At 55.3% G+C, this 17,862-nt stretch carries 14 protein-coding genes, 1 pseudogene and 2 riboswitches; of the genes and pseudogenes, 6 read left to right on the top strand and 9 right to left on the bottom strand.

The window, feature by feature from the left end:
* Window positions 1-24: 24 nt before the first annotated feature.
* The 4 genes and pseudogenes from HMPREF2981_RS10605 to HMPREF2981_RS05255 all read right to left on the bottom strand — a co-directional run.
* A pseudogene (locus HMPREF2981_RS10605) lies at window positions 25-114 on the bottom strand (Hg(II)-responsive transcriptional regulator); the annotation flags it as partial.
* Between the two features lie 544 nt (window positions 115-658).
* Entirely contained in the window at window positions 659-1,102 is a 444-nt protein-coding gene (locus HMPREF2981_RS05265) for a GNAT family N-acetyltransferase (protein ID WP_070661386.1), read from the bottom strand.
* A gap of 128 nt (window positions 1,103-1,230) precedes the next feature.
* Window positions 1,231-1,761: an alkylhydroperoxidase, AhpD family gene (locus HMPREF2981_RS05260; RefSeq protein WP_070661383.1), complete on the bottom strand. Its 531-nt coding sequence runs from the start codon at window positions 1,759-1,761 to the stop codon at window positions 1,231-1,233.
* A complete protein-coding gene (locus HMPREF2981_RS05255) occupies window positions 1,761-2,342 on the bottom strand; it encodes a peroxiredoxin (RefSeq protein ID WP_070661381.1) in 582 nt (193 codons plus the stop codon). Before HMPREF2981_RS05255 ends, HMPREF2981_RS05260 begins: the two co-directional genes overlap by 1 nt.
* A gap of 244 nt (window positions 2,343-2,586) precedes the next feature.
* On the opposite strand from HMPREF2981_RS05255, the gene HMPREF2981_RS05250 reads away from it, so the two are divergent.
* Complete coding sequence (locus HMPREF2981_RS05250; protein WP_004006489.1) at window positions 2,587-3,171, top strand: GNAT family N-acetyltransferase; 585 nt, start codon at window positions 2,587-2,589, stop codon at window positions 3,169-3,171.
* Window positions 3,172-3,288: 117 nt separating this feature from the next.
* Here HMPREF2981_RS05250 and HMPREF2981_RS05245 read toward each other — a convergent pair whose 3' ends face one another.
* The 3 genes from HMPREF2981_RS05245 to HMPREF2981_RS05235 all read right to left on the bottom strand — a co-directional run bounded on the left by HMPREF2981_RS05245 (window position 3,289) and on the right by HMPREF2981_RS05235 (window position 6,107).
* On the bottom strand, window positions 3,289-4,626 hold the full coding sequence (locus HMPREF2981_RS05245) for a glycosyltransferase 87 family protein (RefSeq protein ID WP_070661378.1): 1,338 nt from the start codon (window positions 4,624-4,626) through the stop codon (window positions 3,289-3,291).
* A gap of 184 nt (window positions 4,627-4,810) precedes the next feature.
* Window positions 4,811-5,236: an acylphosphatase gene (locus HMPREF2981_RS05240; RefSeq protein WP_246825324.1), complete on the bottom strand. Its 426-nt coding sequence runs from the start codon at window positions 5,234-5,236 to the stop codon at window positions 4,811-4,813.
* 178 nt (window positions 5,237-5,414) lie between these two features.
* On the bottom strand, window positions 5,415-6,107 hold the full coding sequence (locus tag HMPREF2981_RS05235) for an SDR family oxidoreductase (protein WP_070661375.1): 693 nt from the start codon (window positions 6,105-6,107) through the stop codon (window positions 5,415-5,417).
* 237 nt (window positions 6,108-6,344) lie between these two features.
* Here HMPREF2981_RS05235 and HMPREF2981_RS05230 point away from each other — a divergent pair, with 237 nt between their 5' ends.
* On the top strand, window positions 6,345-8,081 hold the full coding sequence (locus HMPREF2981_RS05230; RefSeq protein WP_246825321.1) for an MFS transporter: 1,737 nt from the start codon (window positions 6,345-6,347) through the stop codon (window positions 8,079-8,081).
* A 194-nt stretch (window positions 8,082-8,275) separates the two neighbouring features.
* Here HMPREF2981_RS05230 and HMPREF2981_RS05225 read toward each other — a convergent pair whose 3' ends face one another.
* Together HMPREF2981_RS05225 and HMPREF2981_RS05220 are read right to left on the bottom strand one after the other, a co-directional pair.
* Window positions 8,276-10,420, bottom strand: coding sequence for an AMP-binding protein (locus HMPREF2981_RS05225; RefSeq protein ID WP_070661495.1), 2,145 nt, complete (start codon window positions 10,418-10,420; stop codon window positions 8,276-8,278).
* A 5-nt stretch (window positions 10,421-10,425) separates the two neighbouring features.
* Window positions 10,426-10,542, bottom strand: a riboswitch (SAM riboswitch).
* Between the two features lie 284 nt (window positions 10,543-10,826).
* A complete protein-coding gene (locus HMPREF2981_RS05220; RefSeq protein ID WP_070661372.1) occupies window positions 10,827-11,939 on the bottom strand; it encodes a hypothetical protein in 1,113 nt (370 codons plus the stop codon).
* Window positions 11,940-12,663: 724 nt separating this feature from the next.
* On the opposite strand from HMPREF2981_RS05220, the gene HMPREF2981_RS05215 reads away from it, so the two are divergent.
* The 4 genes from HMPREF2981_RS05215 to HMPREF2981_RS05200 all read left to right on the top strand — a co-directional run bounded on the left by HMPREF2981_RS05215 (window position 12,664) and on the right by HMPREF2981_RS05200 (window position 17,845).
* Window positions 12,664-13,857, top strand: a complete 1,194-nt coding sequence (locus tag HMPREF2981_RS05215; protein WP_070661370.1) for a C4-dicarboxylate ABC transporter substrate-binding protein — start codon at window positions 12,664-12,666, stop codon at window positions 13,855-13,857.
* A 333-nt stretch (window positions 13,858-14,190) separates the two neighbouring features.
* On the top strand, window positions 14,191-15,408 hold the full coding sequence (locus HMPREF2981_RS05210) for a zinc-dependent metalloprotease family protein (protein ID WP_070628047.1): 1,218 nt from the start codon (window positions 14,191-14,193) through the stop codon (window positions 15,406-15,408).
* Window positions 15,409-15,635: 227 nt separating this feature from the next.
* Window positions 15,636-15,745, top strand: a riboswitch (SAM riboswitch).
* A 105-nt stretch (window positions 15,746-15,850) separates the two neighbouring features.
* The gene (locus HMPREF2981_RS05205; protein ID WP_070661367.1) at window positions 15,851-17,278 is read left to right on the top strand and encodes an LLM class flavin-dependent oxidoreductase; all 1,428 of its coding nucleotides are present in this window, start codon (window positions 15,851-15,853) and stop codon (window positions 17,276-17,278) included.
* Between the two features lie 129 nt (window positions 17,279-17,407).
* The gene (locus HMPREF2981_RS05200) at window positions 17,408-17,845 is read left to right on the top strand and encodes a YchJ family protein (protein ID WP_371326217.1); all 438 of its coding nucleotides are present in this window, start codon (window positions 17,408-17,410) and stop codon (window positions 17,843-17,845) included.
* Window positions 17,846-17,862 lie beyond the last annotated feature (17 nt).

The following is a 17,862-nucleotide window of genomic DNA, read 5'->3' as shown; positions in this document are numbered from 1 at the left end:
AAGCTCCTTTCGTTAATTAATCTCTCATGCTAATGTTTCTATTATTGGACACGAATGTAATTGCTTTTCATCTGGACATCGTTGTTTTAAGTCGTCTAACATAGTTTCATATCTGCAAACTCACTAATGCGATAAATCATCTTATTTCACCCCCTGAATATTATAAACCATGTACCATAGTACACGGTCAAGTAAATTGGACTATTTTATTTTTTTCCCAAAGTATCACTCGTATGTGATTGATACTTTTATATAATACTATTGATTATCCTAACATCCCACCAGAAAATCCGATTTAAACACCAGTTGTTTTTAAACTATTAAGAAAGTAATTCCACTATATATTCCGAAGACCCTTGTTAAGTTCTTCAGGCAGTCGCATATGCAGTACTGGTGAGTGTTGAGATGCTTGTTCTTTCTGCTCTGAGAGCTTGCGGCGGCCGCGAGTCATCTTAACGAGCTCTGTATAATCATCAGTTCCTGTTGCCGCTTTGAGCATTGCCAAAGCAGACTGCCGAGCTTCTTCCCCGGTGAGTAGAGTATTAGGAACGGGGGTAAATTCTCCCCTTTTGGCTGCCTCCGCATTTCTTCAAAATATTTGTCATTGTATGCAGTCATAGGTCTTAGCCCCTTCCAGTTCTGTGGTGTGTGCTAGTTTCTAGAATACATACTTCGCGAGGGTCACGCATCCGTTATCCTGCACCGGAGTGAAGCCGAAGCGCCGATAGAGCTCGATGACGGGTGTGTCCACAATATCTGTAGTGATGAACCTCTGGCGAATGCTCTCCCGGTCAAAATCGGCGAGGATCTTTCCCAGTAGAGCCGAGCCGATACCGTGGTGCTGAGCCTGCGGGTGCACCAGTAGATCCTGGATATACGCAATGGTTTGTCCATCACCCACCGCACGTACCAGACCGATAAGCCGTTCGGTCCCTTCCGCCGTGTTCTCACGCGCCACATAGAGGTACCGCGACCCATCCAGCATAGGAACCAGCCGTTCGGGTGCGCGAGTGTAGGTGCTCCAGCCCACCGCATCATACAGTTCAACGAGTTCTTCGGTGCTTGGTAGGGAATTCTCGGCGTTCAAAATACTGTATTGCATACCCGTATTATCCTATGCCCCACACGAAAAAGAGCCTGATAGTGAAAAGCGGAATTTCTAACGCTTATTCACTATCAGGCTCTTTTTAAGCGAGATTACGCGGGGCGAGGCTGTAGGGCTCTGTGTGCTTAGCCCAGTGCTTCAGACAGCTGAATACCCTGTGCCACGCCGCCCATGGTTGCCGCAATGCGGATCAGGTCGTTAACCTGCTCCTTGGAGGCGCCCTCCTCGCGGATGGTGTGCTCGTGGGCAGCCACGCAGTGCGAACATCCGTTCACGGCAGAAACTGCGAGCGCCAGCATCTCAAAGTCGAGCTTGTCGATACCGCCGTTTTTGCCGATGATCTGCATGCGCAGGTTTGCGCGCTGATCGTCATAGGCGCCGTCGAGGAAGCCGCGGGTGCGGTAGAAGATGTTGTTCATCCCCATGATGGTTGCCGCGCCGAGTGCCGCATCGAAGGCGGTTTCGCTCAGGTGCTCTTTCGCTTCTGCTGCGATCTCAACGATAACGGAATCAACCTTGGTTGCCGCCGCAGTGGCCAGGATTGCGCCCCAGAGCTGCTGCTCGGTGAGCGAGGTGATGCGCGGCAGTGAAGACAGATTCAGGTTCATGTCTTTCGCGTAGGAAGGCAGCGCGTTACGCAGGTTCTCAATGCTCATTACTTCATCTCCTTGAAGGCGTCGATGGTTTCTGCACCCTTCTTCCAGTTGCAGGCGCACAGTTCGTCGGACTGGAGCGCATCCAGCTGGCGGAGTACTTCGTCGGTGTTGCGGCCGACGGAATCTGCGGTAATGGATACCGACTGGATGGTGTTGTGCGGGTCGATGATGAAGGTTGCGCGGTCTGCCACGCCGTCCTTGTTGAGGACGCCCAGGGCATTGGTGAGCTCGCGTTTGAGGTCGGATGCCATGACGATGGGCAGATCTACGAGCTCTTCGTGGGAGCGGCGCCATGCGTAGTGGGTGTATTCGTTATCCACGGATACGCCGATAACCTGGCAGTCGCGTGCCTCGAATTCGTCGGCGAGCTTGCCGAATGCGGCGATTTCGGTGGGGCAGACGAAGGTGAAGTCCTTGGGCCAGAAGAATACGACGCGCCAGGTGTCTTCGTCCAGGCCCTCGGAGGAAACGGTGGTGAAGTAATCTTCGGGCTTGTTTGCCTCAATCTCGGCGAGCTTGCCGGGAACAACGCCGGTCAGCTCGTAGGCGGGGAACTGGTCGCCAATAGTTAGCACAGCCATAGTGTTCTTCTTTCCTGATCTAGGTGGGTACCTCAAGGCTGGTTCGTGTGTGACTTCGGTGGCCTTGAGGCATTCTTCTGTTCTCCTCACAAGAGGAATCCTATCCATTTTAATATGAGTAATTCATAATAATCAACCGTCCGTCGGTATGTTACAAGTGTTTTGAGTCACACAATATGGTGATTGGGGATTTGCAGACACAGCAGGCCTCACAAAACAGCGCAGAAACTGGTAATGTCATGTCATGAGAATTCCGGAACTCATCACCGAAAAATTTACCCTCAGGTCACTGCGCGAATCCGATCTTGACGAGCTGGTTCATATCTGCACCGACCCCGAAACCGTGCGATGGACCACCATCCCCCTGAACTACACGCGCGACGATGCGCGAACCTTCCTCGACTTTACCCAGCGCGCCGCAGCTGCCGGGCGTGAACTCACCTGGGCCATTGATTACAGCGGGGTGCTCGCGGGGGCTATCTCCCTGCGCCTGCCCGGAGGCTCCGCAAATGCGCCCGGAACACACGCAGACTTAGGGTTTTATACGGCTCCCCAGATGCGCGGGCGCGGCATCATGACGGATGCGGTACGCACAGTCCTCGGCTTTGGCTTTGACCCGCTCGGGTTTGCCCTAGACACCATCGGATGGACGGCGTTGGCGGGGAACACGGCATCCGAACGGGTGGCGGTGAAGGCCGGATTCACGAATATTATCAATGGGATTAGCACCAGCGCGGCCCGTCCCGACAAGTACGGCAACCGGGTGGCTGTCGCCGTGCGGCAGGCGATGATGACACGCGCCCAATTCGCCGAGATCTGGCGTGATTGAGGCGTTTGCGTGTGCGTCCTGGCTTCTCGCTTTTCCGCCGCTATCACTGCGTAAAAAGGCTCTTGATGTAAATAAAGCGTTGGAAATCCCGCTTTATTCGCATTAAGAGCCTTCTGATTACTGCATATTTTCGGCAGGGCGGCGTAGGAGCACCGCCCACAGCACAACCAACACCACGAGCGCCAATGCCGGAATTGAGGTCACAAACATAACCGGCTGCTCATCCGCCGCCCGCAGAAGCAGGGTATGCGCATCCACCCCCGGATACCTGCCGGTAAACGGGTAAAAATCGACACGCCGCCAGAAGCGTACCACGAGCTTTCCCCAGTCCAGAAGCGTATTAACCAGCATGAGAGAACTCAGCGCATAGCAGGTATAACACAGGATGCGCCCCGCACGAGAACGCCACCGTGCCGCCAGCGGCAAGAAATCGACCGCCGCGCACACCATAAAAATCGGTAGAATCACGGCATGATGGAACCAGCTGATCGGCGAGATAAACACCGGCACAAGAACCGCCAACGAGATCTGCGATAGATAGAGTTTGTGCTGCTCCATCTTCCATAGGGCGTACCCCACCACCGCAATTAGTGCGATTGCCGTGGTTCCGTACAGCGCCTTCAGCACGGTACCATCCTGAAAGGTCATGCGCCCTAAAATACCCTGAATCGCCAAGCTATTGCTCGATATTGGGTTGCCCACGCGTGACGGATCCCAGATGACGCTGCCCCAATAGGTGAGAGACTGCTGCGGAAGCACAGCAAACCCCGCTGCAATGGTTCCCGCAAACGAAACTCCCAGTGCAATAATGGATTTCCACTCTTTACGCACTAGAAAAAGAATTCCTATGGCGAGCGGAGTAAGTTTAATGCCCGCAGCAATACCGATAAAAACGCCGCGCGGAATCCTGGTACCCGGCCGCAGAAGATCGTACAAAATAAGCGCCAATAGATACGGATTTATTTGACCGTACAAGAAATTATTGCGCCACGGTGCCGAAAGCAATATAAGCGCAGCACACAAAACAATAAAGGAAAAAGGCGAAAGATATTTCTCAAAAAGCAGCCGAGAATTGCGCTTTACCAGATAGTCACGCAGAACCTTGGCGCAATAGAAGGCAATGGGCACGAAAAATGCCAGATGAAGACCGATTGCTACCCGCAAGGGTAAGAACGATGCGGGAATAAAGAGGAGCGAAGCAAACGGCGGGTACGTAAACGCAAGCCACAGACCGCTGTCGCCGAAAGTATATCTAAAGTTTTCTGCCCGCACAGTTTCACGAAGAATATCGAGATCATAGAGGCTGCTGGGATAATCAAGAAACCAGTTAACGCTTTTACCCCCGGCATAATAAACCAGATAATCATATGCCAGAAATTCGTGTAGGTTATAAACAATAACTCCGGCTAAGAAAAGAATGCAGGCACCGGTTATGCCCCAGCGATAGCGTGTCATCAAAGACCTTCATGAACTACGTGAATGATATGAGTGCGTAAACTATTATTCCACGTTACCGGGTGTTTGGGGCATACTGCGGGGCGCATCGGGAGCATAAAAAGGCTCTTTATGTGAATAAAGCGTCCAAAACGCCTCTTTATTCACATAAAGAGTCTTTTTAGCAGGGTGGCAGGGGAGTGCGCTACCGGGTCCCGAACCCCTTGAATGTGCCTTGCGGTTCGGTGAAAGACGCATCCACAAAATCCACATGCCCGGCGGTATCGCCCGAATTAAGGGTCTCCAGCAGGCGCTCGCAAGATGCGCGGCTTCCCTGCGCGATCACCTTCACCCGACCATCGTCCAGGTTTTCGGCGTATCCGCTCAATCCCAGCGGCTTGGCGGCCCCGGCACACCACCATCGGAACCCCACACCCTGAACCTTGCCTTGAACGTAGGCGGTAAGCTGCGCCTCGGCGGGCTCTTCCGGGGTTTTGTCGGCGAAGAGATCGAAGAATCCCACGGGAACCTCCTGCGGTTGCTCTAAAAATACCTGGTACTTTAGGATACCGAGCGATGCGGCACCAACGGAATAGCCGCCCCGGAACTCGTCGCGAGATAATACCCGCACGCTGCGGGTAAACCTTACATGACAAGAGCGCGACCGTGTGCAGACACGGGGACAAGTACCAAACATCCCGCACCCCGGCGTGCGAACCAACCTTGCGCGAGAGAAAAACACGCCCCGAACCCGTGAAGAGGCTCGGGGCGCATCCGCACTCAGCCGGGGCAGGCGCATCCGGCAAACCCTAGCGCAGCTGTGAGCTTGACGGTGCCTGAGCGAGAGCCTGCCGAATCTCGGTATCGCCGCCGGTGAAAGGAATGCCCTTGCCGATCGTGCTGGAATCATCGACCACCTCAGCGAGCACCCGCGCCACGGTGGCACGCGGGGTATGGGAGCTCAAATCGGAATGATACACCGGATCGACCCCTACGCTAATACCGCCTTCATCCTCAGTCGTGAGCATGCCGGGACCTAGAATCGTGTACTCCAACCGGGTGCCGCGAAGATGCTGGTCGGCCTCCGCCTTAGCCTCCGCATATGCGAAGAACGGGTTATCTGCGGGTACCCCGTGCTCGGTTCCGGCCCCCAAATACGAGACCATAATGTACCGTCGAAGACCTGCCTGCTGTGCCGCCTCCATAGAGCGAATCGCGGCGTCACGGTCAATCGCATAGGTGCGTTCGGGGCCACCCACACCGCCCGCACCTGCGGACCACACCAGCACTTCTGTATGTAAATCCTTGAAGAGCTGCGCCATCTCCTTAGTGCTTAGGGTGGTAATATCGGCAACCACAGGGTTAGCGCCGGTCGCCATAATATCTGCCGACTGATCTTCACTACGAATAATAGCGTTCACCGTATGTCCGCGTTCACGAAGCATCGGTTCTGCCAGAAGAGCAACCTTGCCGTGCCCGCCAATGATCGTAACGTTAGCCATCGTATCCTCCCTGTGTGTTGAAAAATACTTGTATATCCAGGCTAGGCTTGCTGTGCCGCAATGTCTATGGTTTTTCTGTGCTTCCTGAGAACATCAGGAACCCGCGTTCCCTGTGCTGATGCGCTCAGACAGCGCCGCATGATGAGAATTCTCGTGCGGGGCTCAAGACGGCGTTATGATGAAGTGCTAGGTTTTTATTGCCCGGCGGTACCGCCGAGAAGACAAGGCAGGGGATTTATGGCAGAGCCAGCCGCATCAAAGACGCACCGCAGCGTACCATCAATGGAGCAAACCGCCGAGAAGCCGTGGGTTGCCATGTGGTCACTCGTGATCGGGTTCTTTATGATCCTGCTCGATACCACTATCGTCACCGTGGCGCTGCCCCATATGCAGCATGAGCTCAATGCCTCGCTCTCCGCCGTGATCTGGGTGACCAGCGCCTACCTGCTCGCCTATGCGGTGCCGCTGCTGATTACCGGTCGCCTGGGCGATAGGTTTGGGCAGAAGCAGATGTACCTGCTCGGTATGGTGGTCTTTACCCTCTCTTCGCTGTGGTGTGGTCTTTCGCCCAATGTGGAGATGCTGATTGTTGCGCGCGTGGTGCAGGGGATAGGCGCCTCGATTATGACCCCGCAAACCATGTCCATTATTACGCTCATGTTCCCGCCGCATAAACGCGGGGTGGCAATGAGCGTGTGGGGCGCGGCGGCCGGTATCGCATCGCTCGTGGGCCCTATCGCTGGCGGCCTGCTCGTGGACGGTCCCGGATGGACGTGGATCTTCTTCATCAATATCCCTATCGGCGTGATCGGCACCTATCTGGCGGTTCGGAATATCCCGCATTTCCCCTCCAAACAGCACAACTTCGACTGGCTGGGCGTGGTTCTCTCCGCTATCGGCCTGTTCCTGATGGTCTTCGGTATTCAGGAGGGTTCTACCTACGATTGGGGCACTATCACCGATTCGCTGTGGGGAACCGGAATCCCGGTGAGCGTATGGGGCATGATTATCGCGGGCATAATCGTGTTCACCCTCTTTATCGTGTGGCAGGCTGTTAACCGCAAAGAACCGTTGGTACCGCTGGGACTGTTTAAAGACCGCAACTTCTCGGTATCGAATATTGCTATCGCGGCAATGGGTGCGCACACCCTGACAATGGCATTCCCAACTACTATTTACTTCCAGCAGGTGCGCGGTATGAGCCCCACTCAGGCGGCACTCATGACCGCCCCGCTCGCCCTGTTCTCGGGTGCGCTCTCTCCGGTCATTGGTAAGCGTTTAGGCACGTCAAACCCCAAATGGTATGCGGTCTCGGGGTTTGCCCTGCTGGTAGTCGGATTTGTTGTTCTGCGCGCTCTGATGACGGCGGATCAACCCCTCGCGCTTCTGCTCATACCCTTTGCGATCTTGGGTATCGGCAACTCTATGATTTGGGGTCCGCTAGCGGTGACCGCAACCCGCAACCTGCCGCCTCGTTTAGCCGGTGCCGGGTCGGGCGTGTATAACGAAACTCGTCAGGTTGCCGGTGTGCTCGGTTCGGCGGGTATCGCCACTCTCATGGGCGGTCTGATCGCCGACCAGATTGCGCAGACCATGCAGCGGATGCGTCCCTCGGGCGCCGGCGGAAGCGCCATGAACGCCCCCGCCGTTGGTGAAGGCATGTCCGGCGGTCAGGTTCCCGACTTCCTGCGCGAACCTATAGCCACCGCAATGAACGACTCACTGATGCTAGCGCTGGTTCTGGCAGTCGTGGGCATGGTTGCGTGTCTCTTCTTCGCCAAGCCGGTGGATAAGGGCGCGTGGGCATCCGGGCAGAATGCCGCTGAGCCACAAACGGAAGCTGACTCGGCACGGGACGGCTCAAACTCTTCCGGTACCGATCCTGATGCGGAGGTGACCGCCTCCACCGAGGCACGCCCCGCAGACGAGACGCAACCTATTTCTTCGGAAAAAGGACGCGAAAAATCCTTCTAAGCCATAATTCCATTTGAGGAATATACTATTTGACTAGTATATATAGCCAATGCGGCATATAACCAGCAGGTTATATGCCGCATTGTAGTTTCATCAGGGTATTGAGGGCGGGAGCTATTGCCTCCGCAAAACACTCGCGCTCGCAGAGAACCTTTCTATCAGATTCGGCGCGATGCCGCTGCCGAGCGTAACCCCTATGCCGCTTGATCCTCTGCGAACGCATCCGGGTCTACTCGCCCGGTGTTCACGAGCACCTGTGCGATAGCGCCGAGCGCCTCCTCATTCTGAAGCGAAGAAATATCGCCCAGCTTATGCCCCTGGTAGAGCTCACCCAGCAGACGGCGGGTAATCTTCCCTGAACGAGTCTTAGGAATATCGGCGACCGCGACCACATCCTTGGGTTTAGCGATAGGGCCAATATACTCGCGCACATGCTGGGTGAGTGCAGTCTTCAGCTCGTCTTCGGTAAGTGCCCGACCTTCGTCGGTGAGCGTCACATAGGCGACTGCCTGGTGGCCGGTTAGCTCGTCCTCCACGGGGCACACGCCAGCCTCCACCACGGCCGGGTGCGTCACGAGCGCAGACTCAATTTCGATGGTCGAAAGGCGGTGCCCGGAAATGTTGATCACATCGTCAATGCGCCCCAGGATGTACACGTTGCCTTCATCATCGACTTTCGCGCCGTCACCGGCGAGGAACCAGCCGCGCGTACCGTAGTGCTTCCAATAGGAATTCAGGTAGCGTTGCGGGTCGCCCCAGACGGTGCGTGCCATGGAGGGACCGATCTTATCGACCACAATGAAGCCCTGTTTGCCGGGCTCAACGAGGTCACCGTGCTCGTCCACCACGTGCACCGAGACTCCGGGGACTTCGCGGGTGGCGCATCCGGGAAGGGGAGTGCAGTGCGGGGTACCTTCGGGGAAGGTCCCTTCGGGCGCGAAGGCGGGGTCGTGTGGCCGTGGGGAGCAGATGGTCGAGCCGGTCTCGGACTGCCACCACGTATCGATAAACGATGCGGTACCCCCACCCACGTGCTTGCGCAGCCACTTCCACGCCTGAGGGTTAATGGACTCGCCCACAGACCCGAGCAGACGCACAGTTGAGAAGTCGTATTTTCCAGGTTCGGGGCCGTCAGGAAAAGCCCCCATGAGGGAACGAATCAGGGTGGGCGCGGTGTAATAATTGGTGACGCCGTAGCGTTCGATAACCTCGAAATGGCGGCCATAATGCGGAGTATTGGGGGTACCCTCGAAAATAACCTCGGTAACCCCATTCACGAGTGGACCATAGATTTCATAGGTGTGTGCGGTCACCCACGCGAGATCGGCGGTACACCAGTGCACAGTCGATTCGACCTTCGTCGGATCGTTCACGGCAGACAGCTCATCGGGGCGCAGCACCCCGTCGTCATCCACATAGTCCGGCAGCAGATCGTACAGCAGCGCGTGGGTGTATGCGGTCTGCACCAAATACCCCGCCATCGTGTGCACCAGGCCCTTGGGCTTGCCCGTGGTGCCGGAGGTATAGATGATAAACAGCGGGTCTTCGGCATCGTGCAGCTCGTACTCATGGGTATCGGGCTGATCGTCCACCAAATCGTGGTACCAAATATCGCGCCCGGCCGTCCAGGGAACCTGCGCGTGCGCCACGGGGTCTGCGGCGCTTGTACGGTCCACCACGATCACGTGCTCGATATTGTTCTCACCCGAGCATGCTTCATCGGCATTCACCTTCACGGGCACGACCTTGCCGCGGCGGTTCTGCCCGTCGGTGGTGATCAGAACCTTCGCGCCGGTGTCTTCCACCCGGAACTTCAGCGCCTCCGCCGAGAACCCACCGAACACGAGCGAATGAATTGCGCCGATCCGCGCGCACGCAAGCGTGAAAATAATGGTTTCGGGAATAACCGGCAGGTAGATTACTACACGGTCGCCTTTACGCACGCCGAGTTTGAGCAGGCCGTTGGCGGCGCGGGCGATGCGTCGCTGCAGTTCGGCGTAGGTGATAGCTTCACGGTCACCGGGTTCGCCCTCGAAATAGAGGGCTACTTTGTCGCCGCGGCCCGCCTCCACGTGGCGGTCCACGCAGTTGTAGGCGACGTTGAGTTTGCCGCCCTCGAACCACTTAATCTCGGGTACGGAGTATTCTTCGATGCCCTCAGCGTCGGTTCCGATAACCTGCGGTTTCTGGAAGGTATGTGCGTTGTCCCAGGTCTTGCCCCAGCTTAGGCGTTCGGCTTGTTTTTCCCAGAACGCTACCCGCGCCTCGTCAGATTCGTGCGCGGGGTTGGGGGTGGGTGCTAGAGGATTCGTGAATGAAAAAGGGGAGGGAAGTCCCACAGTATCTCCCATCGGTTGCTGGCGTTAGCACCTTCGGCGTTATGAAGGCGCATGATGCGCCACCGCAGGCGAGGTTGCTGCGACGTCGTCGAGCCAGGTCTCTCGGTCGCTCTAGATGGATTACCAATCTAGTAAACCTTGTAGCTGGCGCAGGTGCAAAGACACCCCGTCATATTGCGCGTGTATGCGCCACGTTCGTAACATTCCGCAACATTGCGCCCACGCATCCACACCACACCCTATACCGCGAGCAGGTAGGATTTTGTCGACAAGGTAGGATTTTCCTACCTGCTCGGGTCAAAAACCACCTGCTCGCGAACAGTACAAAAAAACACTCCCACCGGGATGCGCCTCGTCAAGAGGATTTACCCGGCGGGAGTGCCATTTACTCACCCAAAATTACCGATTAGTTCTGTTTTTGTGCGTTGGTTGAGCCTTTCGAGGCTCCGTTAGGGTTTTTCTGCCCGGATAACCAGTCGTTAGGATCGATCTGAATGTCGTTACGGACGGTGAAGTCGCTCTCTTGATCCTTGTTTTTCTGGTCACCCGTTGATCCCGTCGAGTTGGAACCGCCGCCTTTTGACTTGTCGCTGGGGGTGCTGGGAGTGCTCGGATCCGGATCCTCAGGTTCACCAACATGTTCGATGGAGGCCACAGCCTGCTGACCGGTCAGGTCAATATCGCTCTTGGGGGCACCATTCTCAGGTTCGTAGCGCAGAGTGCCGCTGAGGATCGTCAGGGTGGTGGTCACACCGTAGTGTTCGAGATAGAAATCTTCAAAATGTGTACCGAACTGGCTGGCCAAGATCTGGTTGTAGACCTGAGTCCCGCCGCCGTTATGACTGGAAGCTACAACATCATGGTCAAGCGTAATATCGACGTAGCCTATCAGCTTATTGCCGTTGGCGGTCATCTCGCTGAAGTAACCGTGCATAGCACCACCGTTGAAGGCGACGAGCTGGGGATTATCGCCGTTTTCTGGCGTGGGATTGACGACGAGGGAAACCGCAAAATCGTCAGTATTTTTATTCCAGCCCGGAGGTTCTGCCCCGTCGATCTCGGCCCAGTCGGGGAAAACGAAACGGTGCTCCAAGCGTAGGCGCGCACCGGCGAGCAGGGTAGTGGTGCCCGAGTAGTATGTCTGCTTACCGTCTTTAGTGGTTGCCTTGGGTGCTGAGAACCAGAAACCAGCGCCACCCCATTTTGCCTTGCCGATGCTGCCGCCGGGGGTAAATTTACCGTTGCCAGCCGAGTAGAGACCGCTTGAACCTGCCGGGACGCTGGCGTGCTCGTTCTCAACCGGGCCGCTAAATGAATCTAGCCCCAGGAAACTGTTAGTGTCTAGTTCCTGGTGGGTGACGAACGCCTGGGTAAAGATACCGTAGTCAGGGCGTGTGTCATCATACGAAGCCGCATAAGCCGGAACTACAGCGGAAGAAACAATAATTGGGGTTGTCCATGCGGCGCCCGCCAGAACACGACGGCGCGTCAGACCTCCCCGCGTAGATGCGTGGGTCACAATGACTCCTATGAGTGGTTGGGTGAATAAGTGGCGCTCGGATTACACGCCAGTAATAATTTTACGGGATATACCCCAAAAATCCTAAACAATGTAAGATACACATGAAATCTTTACGATAAAACGCTCACTCACCCGGATCTGAGCATCCTCAAATTATACGGAAGATATTCTGTATTCCGCGCTCATTTCGGGCCTATTGTCGCGTGGATGCTTTGGCAAGTCTTGGTGTCTCACGACAGCAATGATGGCGAGAACGGCAACCCCCATTACTTCAGCGTGATGAACTACGATTACCAGCTCACTGGCGCTTCTACGAAAGAATCCTGAACCTTCACCAGAGATTGAGATTAATCTCATAACGGCTGATGATGTACGAGAGCAAGGTCTTATTCGCTAGCCTTGTATGCTGCCAGCGTGCGGGAGCGGGTTATGTCGCCGGAAACCTTTACTTATTCCTGTGATATGACCCGCTCCCAAAACTTGTTTTATGTCACAGATTTATAAAATTTTACGGTGCTAGGATGCAGGTGAAATCTTATCTATCGGTTATTCATATACAACCGTTCATATACCACTCTCTTGCTCAAACGGCACCACAATGCCACTAATGCGCATTGTCGCATGTGGGAATCTGCCACACCATAGGTTCCCTACCATGAATACCGCTCACTCATAGAAAGATTTCCTCTCGCTCAACACAACGACACAAGGAATATCTCTCATGAAACTACGTACTATAGCGCGCCTGATGCTGGCATTCGTCAGCCTGGTGTTTCTCGTCCCTCTGAATTCCCTGCCCGCCTCGGCAGACACGTTGCCAGTCGCCCCTGGCAGCCCGGGTGCCGCGCGGGATGTGGCTGCACTTGATTCTGACGGTGATGGGATCTCAGACATCGTGGAAATCAACGGATACGATGCTGATGGTGATGGTAGACCTGAAGTCGATTACAAGAAAATGGGCGCAAATCCCTACCACAAGGATGTATTCGTTGAGATGGACTACATGCCTGGCGAGCTTGCCAGTGAGGAAGAGCTGGATCGCATTGTGCAGTCTTTTGCTGACTTGAATGTTACTAACCCTGACGGCAGGGCAGGCGTTAATCTGCATCTGGATGCCGGTGCCGCCCGAGGCCCTAAGTATAACTTGGGAGGCGGCAACCAGGTTCCGCACCAAATGCTCAGCAACGATATGGAGTCTTCTGGGGAATGGGCAAATATCAGGGCTCATAATTTTGATTCTGCCCGCTACAACAGCGGTTTCGACTACATGATCTGGGGCGATTACTATGTGGATAATAAAACCGGAAATCGAATCTCATCAGGAGTAGGGCTTATAAGCTCTCCCGGTTTCATGGTGACCGTTGGGAAAACCTATTGGGAAGGAGCCAACAGCGATATTCGCGTGGGCACTTTTATCCACGAGCTGGGGCATAACCTCAACCTGAAGCACGGCGGTACTGACGATTTCAACGGCAAGCCTCAGTACTACAGCGTGATGAATTACAACTATCAGCTCACTGGCATTCCCAAGGCGGACGGAACCCGATACTTCGGATACCTGCAGCAGGATATGCCAACCCTTAACGAATGGGCACTGAACGAGCGCGACGGCTTTGGCCCCCAAGCGGGCGAATACCTGTATACGCACAAAGATAAAAATGGGAAAGACGTTACTCAGCCCGCAAATCAACCCATCGATTTCAACCGGAACGGCGTTATTGATAATTCTCCGGTCTCGGTAGATCTCAATGGCGATGGGATACTAAAGGAGCTAACTGCTCTCAGTGATCTGAAGAAGCTCAACTTTGATATGACGCCTACTCAGGCTGGAGCTGGCGGTCCTGTGGCTCAGCCTGAAGCGGAAGAAAACCCGGTCACTGCGGATGACGCCCGCAACCTGGGCCTTATTCCCTAAATCATTCGGCGTTCTTCCCAAAACGGGGGCGAAGAGGTGTAGCTGCTGAGGGATGTTATTCCGAGCGTGCGAGGACATACATAACGTTCTGAAGCTGGCGAGGCAACGAGCCAGATGAAACACGCCCTCGCTGCACCTCTTCGTTCCCGGGCTTTACCCCGCACAACCGTTCATATACTACTCTCTTGCTCAGACGGCATCGTGATGCCATCTAAAATGCACTCGCATCCGAGAACCCGCAACATCGCAGGTTCTCGCCGATGACTATCGCTCACTTCACTCTCTATGTAAGATTCCCTCTCACTCAACACATGACACTAAGGAATATCTCTCATGAAATTACGTACTATAGTGCGCCTGATGCTGGCATTCGTCAGCCTGGTGCTTGTTGTTCCTCTGAATTCTCTGCCCGTTTCTGCGGTGGAAGCGAAGCCCGCTCAGCCTGCACCCGCGCAGAACCAGAATATAGATCTCGTTCAGAGCCCCAACTCGGGTGATCGCGACGGCGATCATATTCCCGACGAGCTGGAAAGAGACGGGTACGATATCAACAACGATGGCATACCAGAGATCGATTTCCCTAAGATGGGCGCGGATCCCAACCATAAAGACATTTTTGTCGAGATGGATTATATGCCCGGTGAGCTTGCCAGTGAGGAAGAGCTGGATCGAATCGTGCAATCTTTCGCGGATATAAATATCAGCAATCCCGACGGCAGAACGGGTATTAATCTGCACTTGGATGCCGGTGCCGCCCGGGGACCTAAGTACAACTTGGGAGGAGGCGAACAGGTCAAGTGGCAAGTGCTCAGCGACGATATAGGTAACAACGCTGGGAACTGGGCCAGGTTTAAAGCTTCTCATTTTAATCAGCGTCGTGATGGACTCTTTCATTATATGGTTTGGGGCGACTACTACGTGCAACAACAAAATGGGGAGAGCGGCTCATCAGGATTGGGACAATTGGGAGGTCGTGATTTCATGGTGACTGTGGGGAAGACACACTGGAATAACAATAAAGGTAATATGAGCGATATTCGCGTGGGTACTTTTATTCACGAGCTGGGGCATAACCTCGGCCTGCAGCACGGTGGTGATGCCGATGAGAAAGGCGAAAAAGGTAAACCACAGTACTTCAGCGTTATGAATTACAACTATCAGCTTACCGGTGTGCCCAAGGCGGATGGAACCAAATATTTCGGATACCTGCAGCAAGATATGCCGACCCTTAAAGAATGGGCCTTGGACGAACGCAAAGGCTTTGGTCCCCAAGCGCGTGGGTACATGTATCGGCCCAATTCAGAGGCCGTACTGAGACCAGCAGATGGACCTGTCGATCTCAACGGTAATGGCGAAATCGACCATGGAATCTATGCTCTTGATCTTAACCGTGACGGAATGAAAGGCTGGCTGACGGCACCAAGCGACCTGAAAAAATTGAGCTTTGGAGCTGTGTTTGGACGAGGTGCTGACGAGACTATCCCTGAGCCCAAGGTGGAAATAAACCCCATCACTGCGGATGACGCCCGCGAATTGGATCTCATTTCCTGAATAATTTGACGCTTTTCCTAAAATGGGAGCGAAGAATGGCAGCGGGAGCGTTAAACACGCTCCCGCTGCAAATTATTGCTCCCGAATTTTGCCGTCGCATTCGAAAGAACACTGCTGTCCGCCGGGCGACGTACGCGGCCCTTAATATTACGGGCGACAGTCACAAACATTAATATTCGTCATAATATCGCACCAACCACGACACCCCTTATACACTCAAAATCAAGGATTATGAGTCCCGGCGTAAAGCTCTGGCTAGCCGGGCGGCAACCCTCTCCCGTAGCGGGGTGCTCCAGATGATGATCTGGCTTCAAGGGACACGAAGCAAGTACGGCGCGAATGCGCCACCTGCACAACTTGGAACACCAAGAAGGCCACCACCTATAAAGGAGGCGGCGCGCGGGGTGCAGGAACACCCTAACATTCGCGAAAGGATACGTAGATGGCTGAGCAGAAGAAGCGCATCGCAGTTAACGCATTCGACATGACCTGTGTGGGTCACCAGAGCTTCGACCTCTGGCGCCACCCCCGCTCCCGTGCTACCGAGTACAACACCATCAAATACTGGACTGACCTGGCACAGATCCTTGAGAAGGGCTTCTTCGACGGCGTATTCCTAGCCGATGTTGTGGGCATCTACGATATTTACAAGAACTCCGCCGCGCCCGCTATCGAAGGCGGCGCTCAGGTGCCCGTGAACGATCCGTTCATGCAGATCTCCGCAATGGCCGCCGTAACCGAGCACCTGGGCTTCGGTGTGACCTCAGCCGTCACCTACGAGCAGCCTTACACGCTCGCACGCAAGTACGCTTCTCTCGACCACCTCACTAACGGGCGTGTGGGCTTCAATGTGGTGACCTCATACCTGCCTTCCGCAGCCGAATGTCAGGGCCTCGAAACCCAGATTGAGCACGACACCCGATACGAACTCGCCGAAGAGTTCCTGGATGTCTGCTACAAGCTCTGGGAAGGCTCCTGGGAAGACGGCGCGGTCGTCAAAGACCGCGAGAAGGGTATCTACGCCGACCCCGCCAAGGTGCACCCGATTCAGCACAAGGGTAAGTACTTCAGCGTGCCTGGTGCGGGTCTGACCGAGCCCAGCCCCCAACGCACCCCCGTGATTTTCCAGGCGGGCGCATCCAGCCGCGGGCAGAAGTTCTCGGGCAAGCATGCCGAAGTTGTGTTTATCGGTGCGCTGCGCCCCGATTTGACCCGCATTATTACCGACCGTATCCGTGACCGCGCCGAAGAGAACGGCCGCGGCCGCGACGAAATCAAGGTTTTCGCGATGCTCTCCATTATTGTGGACGAGACCGAAGAGAAGGCGAAGGCAAAGTACGAAGAGTACCGCAAGTACGTGAACCTGGAATCTTCGCAGGCCATTATCGGCGGCTGGTCCGGCGTGGATCTTTCGCAGTTCGACGAGGACGAGGTACTCAACTATGTGAAGACCGAGTCGATTCAGTCTTTCCTCACTCCCTTCACCCTGCAGTCCAAGGATAAGCAGTGGACGCGTAAGGATATTGCCGAGCACTGCACTATCGGCGGTATGGGCGAGGTTATTGTGGGCGACCCGCAGCAGGTGGCCGATGAACTAGAACGCTGGATTGATGAAGGCGGACTGGACGGTATTAACCTGGCATACCACGTTTCACCCGGCTCCTTCGAGGACTTCATCGAGTTCGTGGTTCCTGAGCTGCAAAAGCGTGGGCGCTACCGCACCTCCTATGAGGGTGAGACCCTGCGCGAAAGCCTGTTCGGCAAGGGCCAGACTAAGGTCGCAGACTCCCACCCGGCCGCGAAGTACCGCGGCGCCTACGTGGGTAAGCCCTCCACAGCAGACACCCCGGCACGCGCGATCGCGAACTAACCAACTCTGCCTCAGAGTTTCCTCCGCAATATATTGAAAACAGTGCAGAACCCGCCTCTCTCCGGTTTGACTGCCGGGATGGGCGGGTTCTCGCATGCCCGAACCTGGTAGCCCTTTAGAATGGGGTGCATGAGCGAAACAACCCTGTATGATCCTCAAACCCGCTGCCTGTGTACAAGCGGCGAGGTATACGGTGCCTGCTGCGGGCGGTACCTGGGCGAGTTTGCCGCATCCGGAACCTTGGGCGCGCCCACGCCGCTGGCTCTGATGCGCTCGCGATTTACCGCCTTTGCCCTGCACGATGCTCCCTACCTGCTGGCGAGCTGGCACCCGCATACGCGCCCCGCAGAGTTAACGTTGGATGAAACGCTGCGCTGGTACCGGCTGGATATCCTGGGCTCTTCGGGCGGTCCCTTCGATGCGGCGGGCACGGTCGAGTTCGTGGCGTACTACCGCTCGGTTCCCGGCACGCCCGCCGAAGAACGTGTGAAAGGTGCCATGCACGAAAAATCTCGCTTCGAGAAAGTACACGGCACCTGGTACTACCTAGACGGCGAGGTTGGGTAGGTCCCCTGGTTCGTCCG

It is taken from the genome of Rothia sp. HMSC069C01 (genome assembly GCF_001814655.1).
Lineage (GTDB): Bacteria > Actinomycetota > Actinomycetes > Actinomycetales > Micrococcaceae > Rothia > Rothia dentocariosa.
This window is presented reverse-complemented; position numbering and strand designations above follow the sequence as displayed.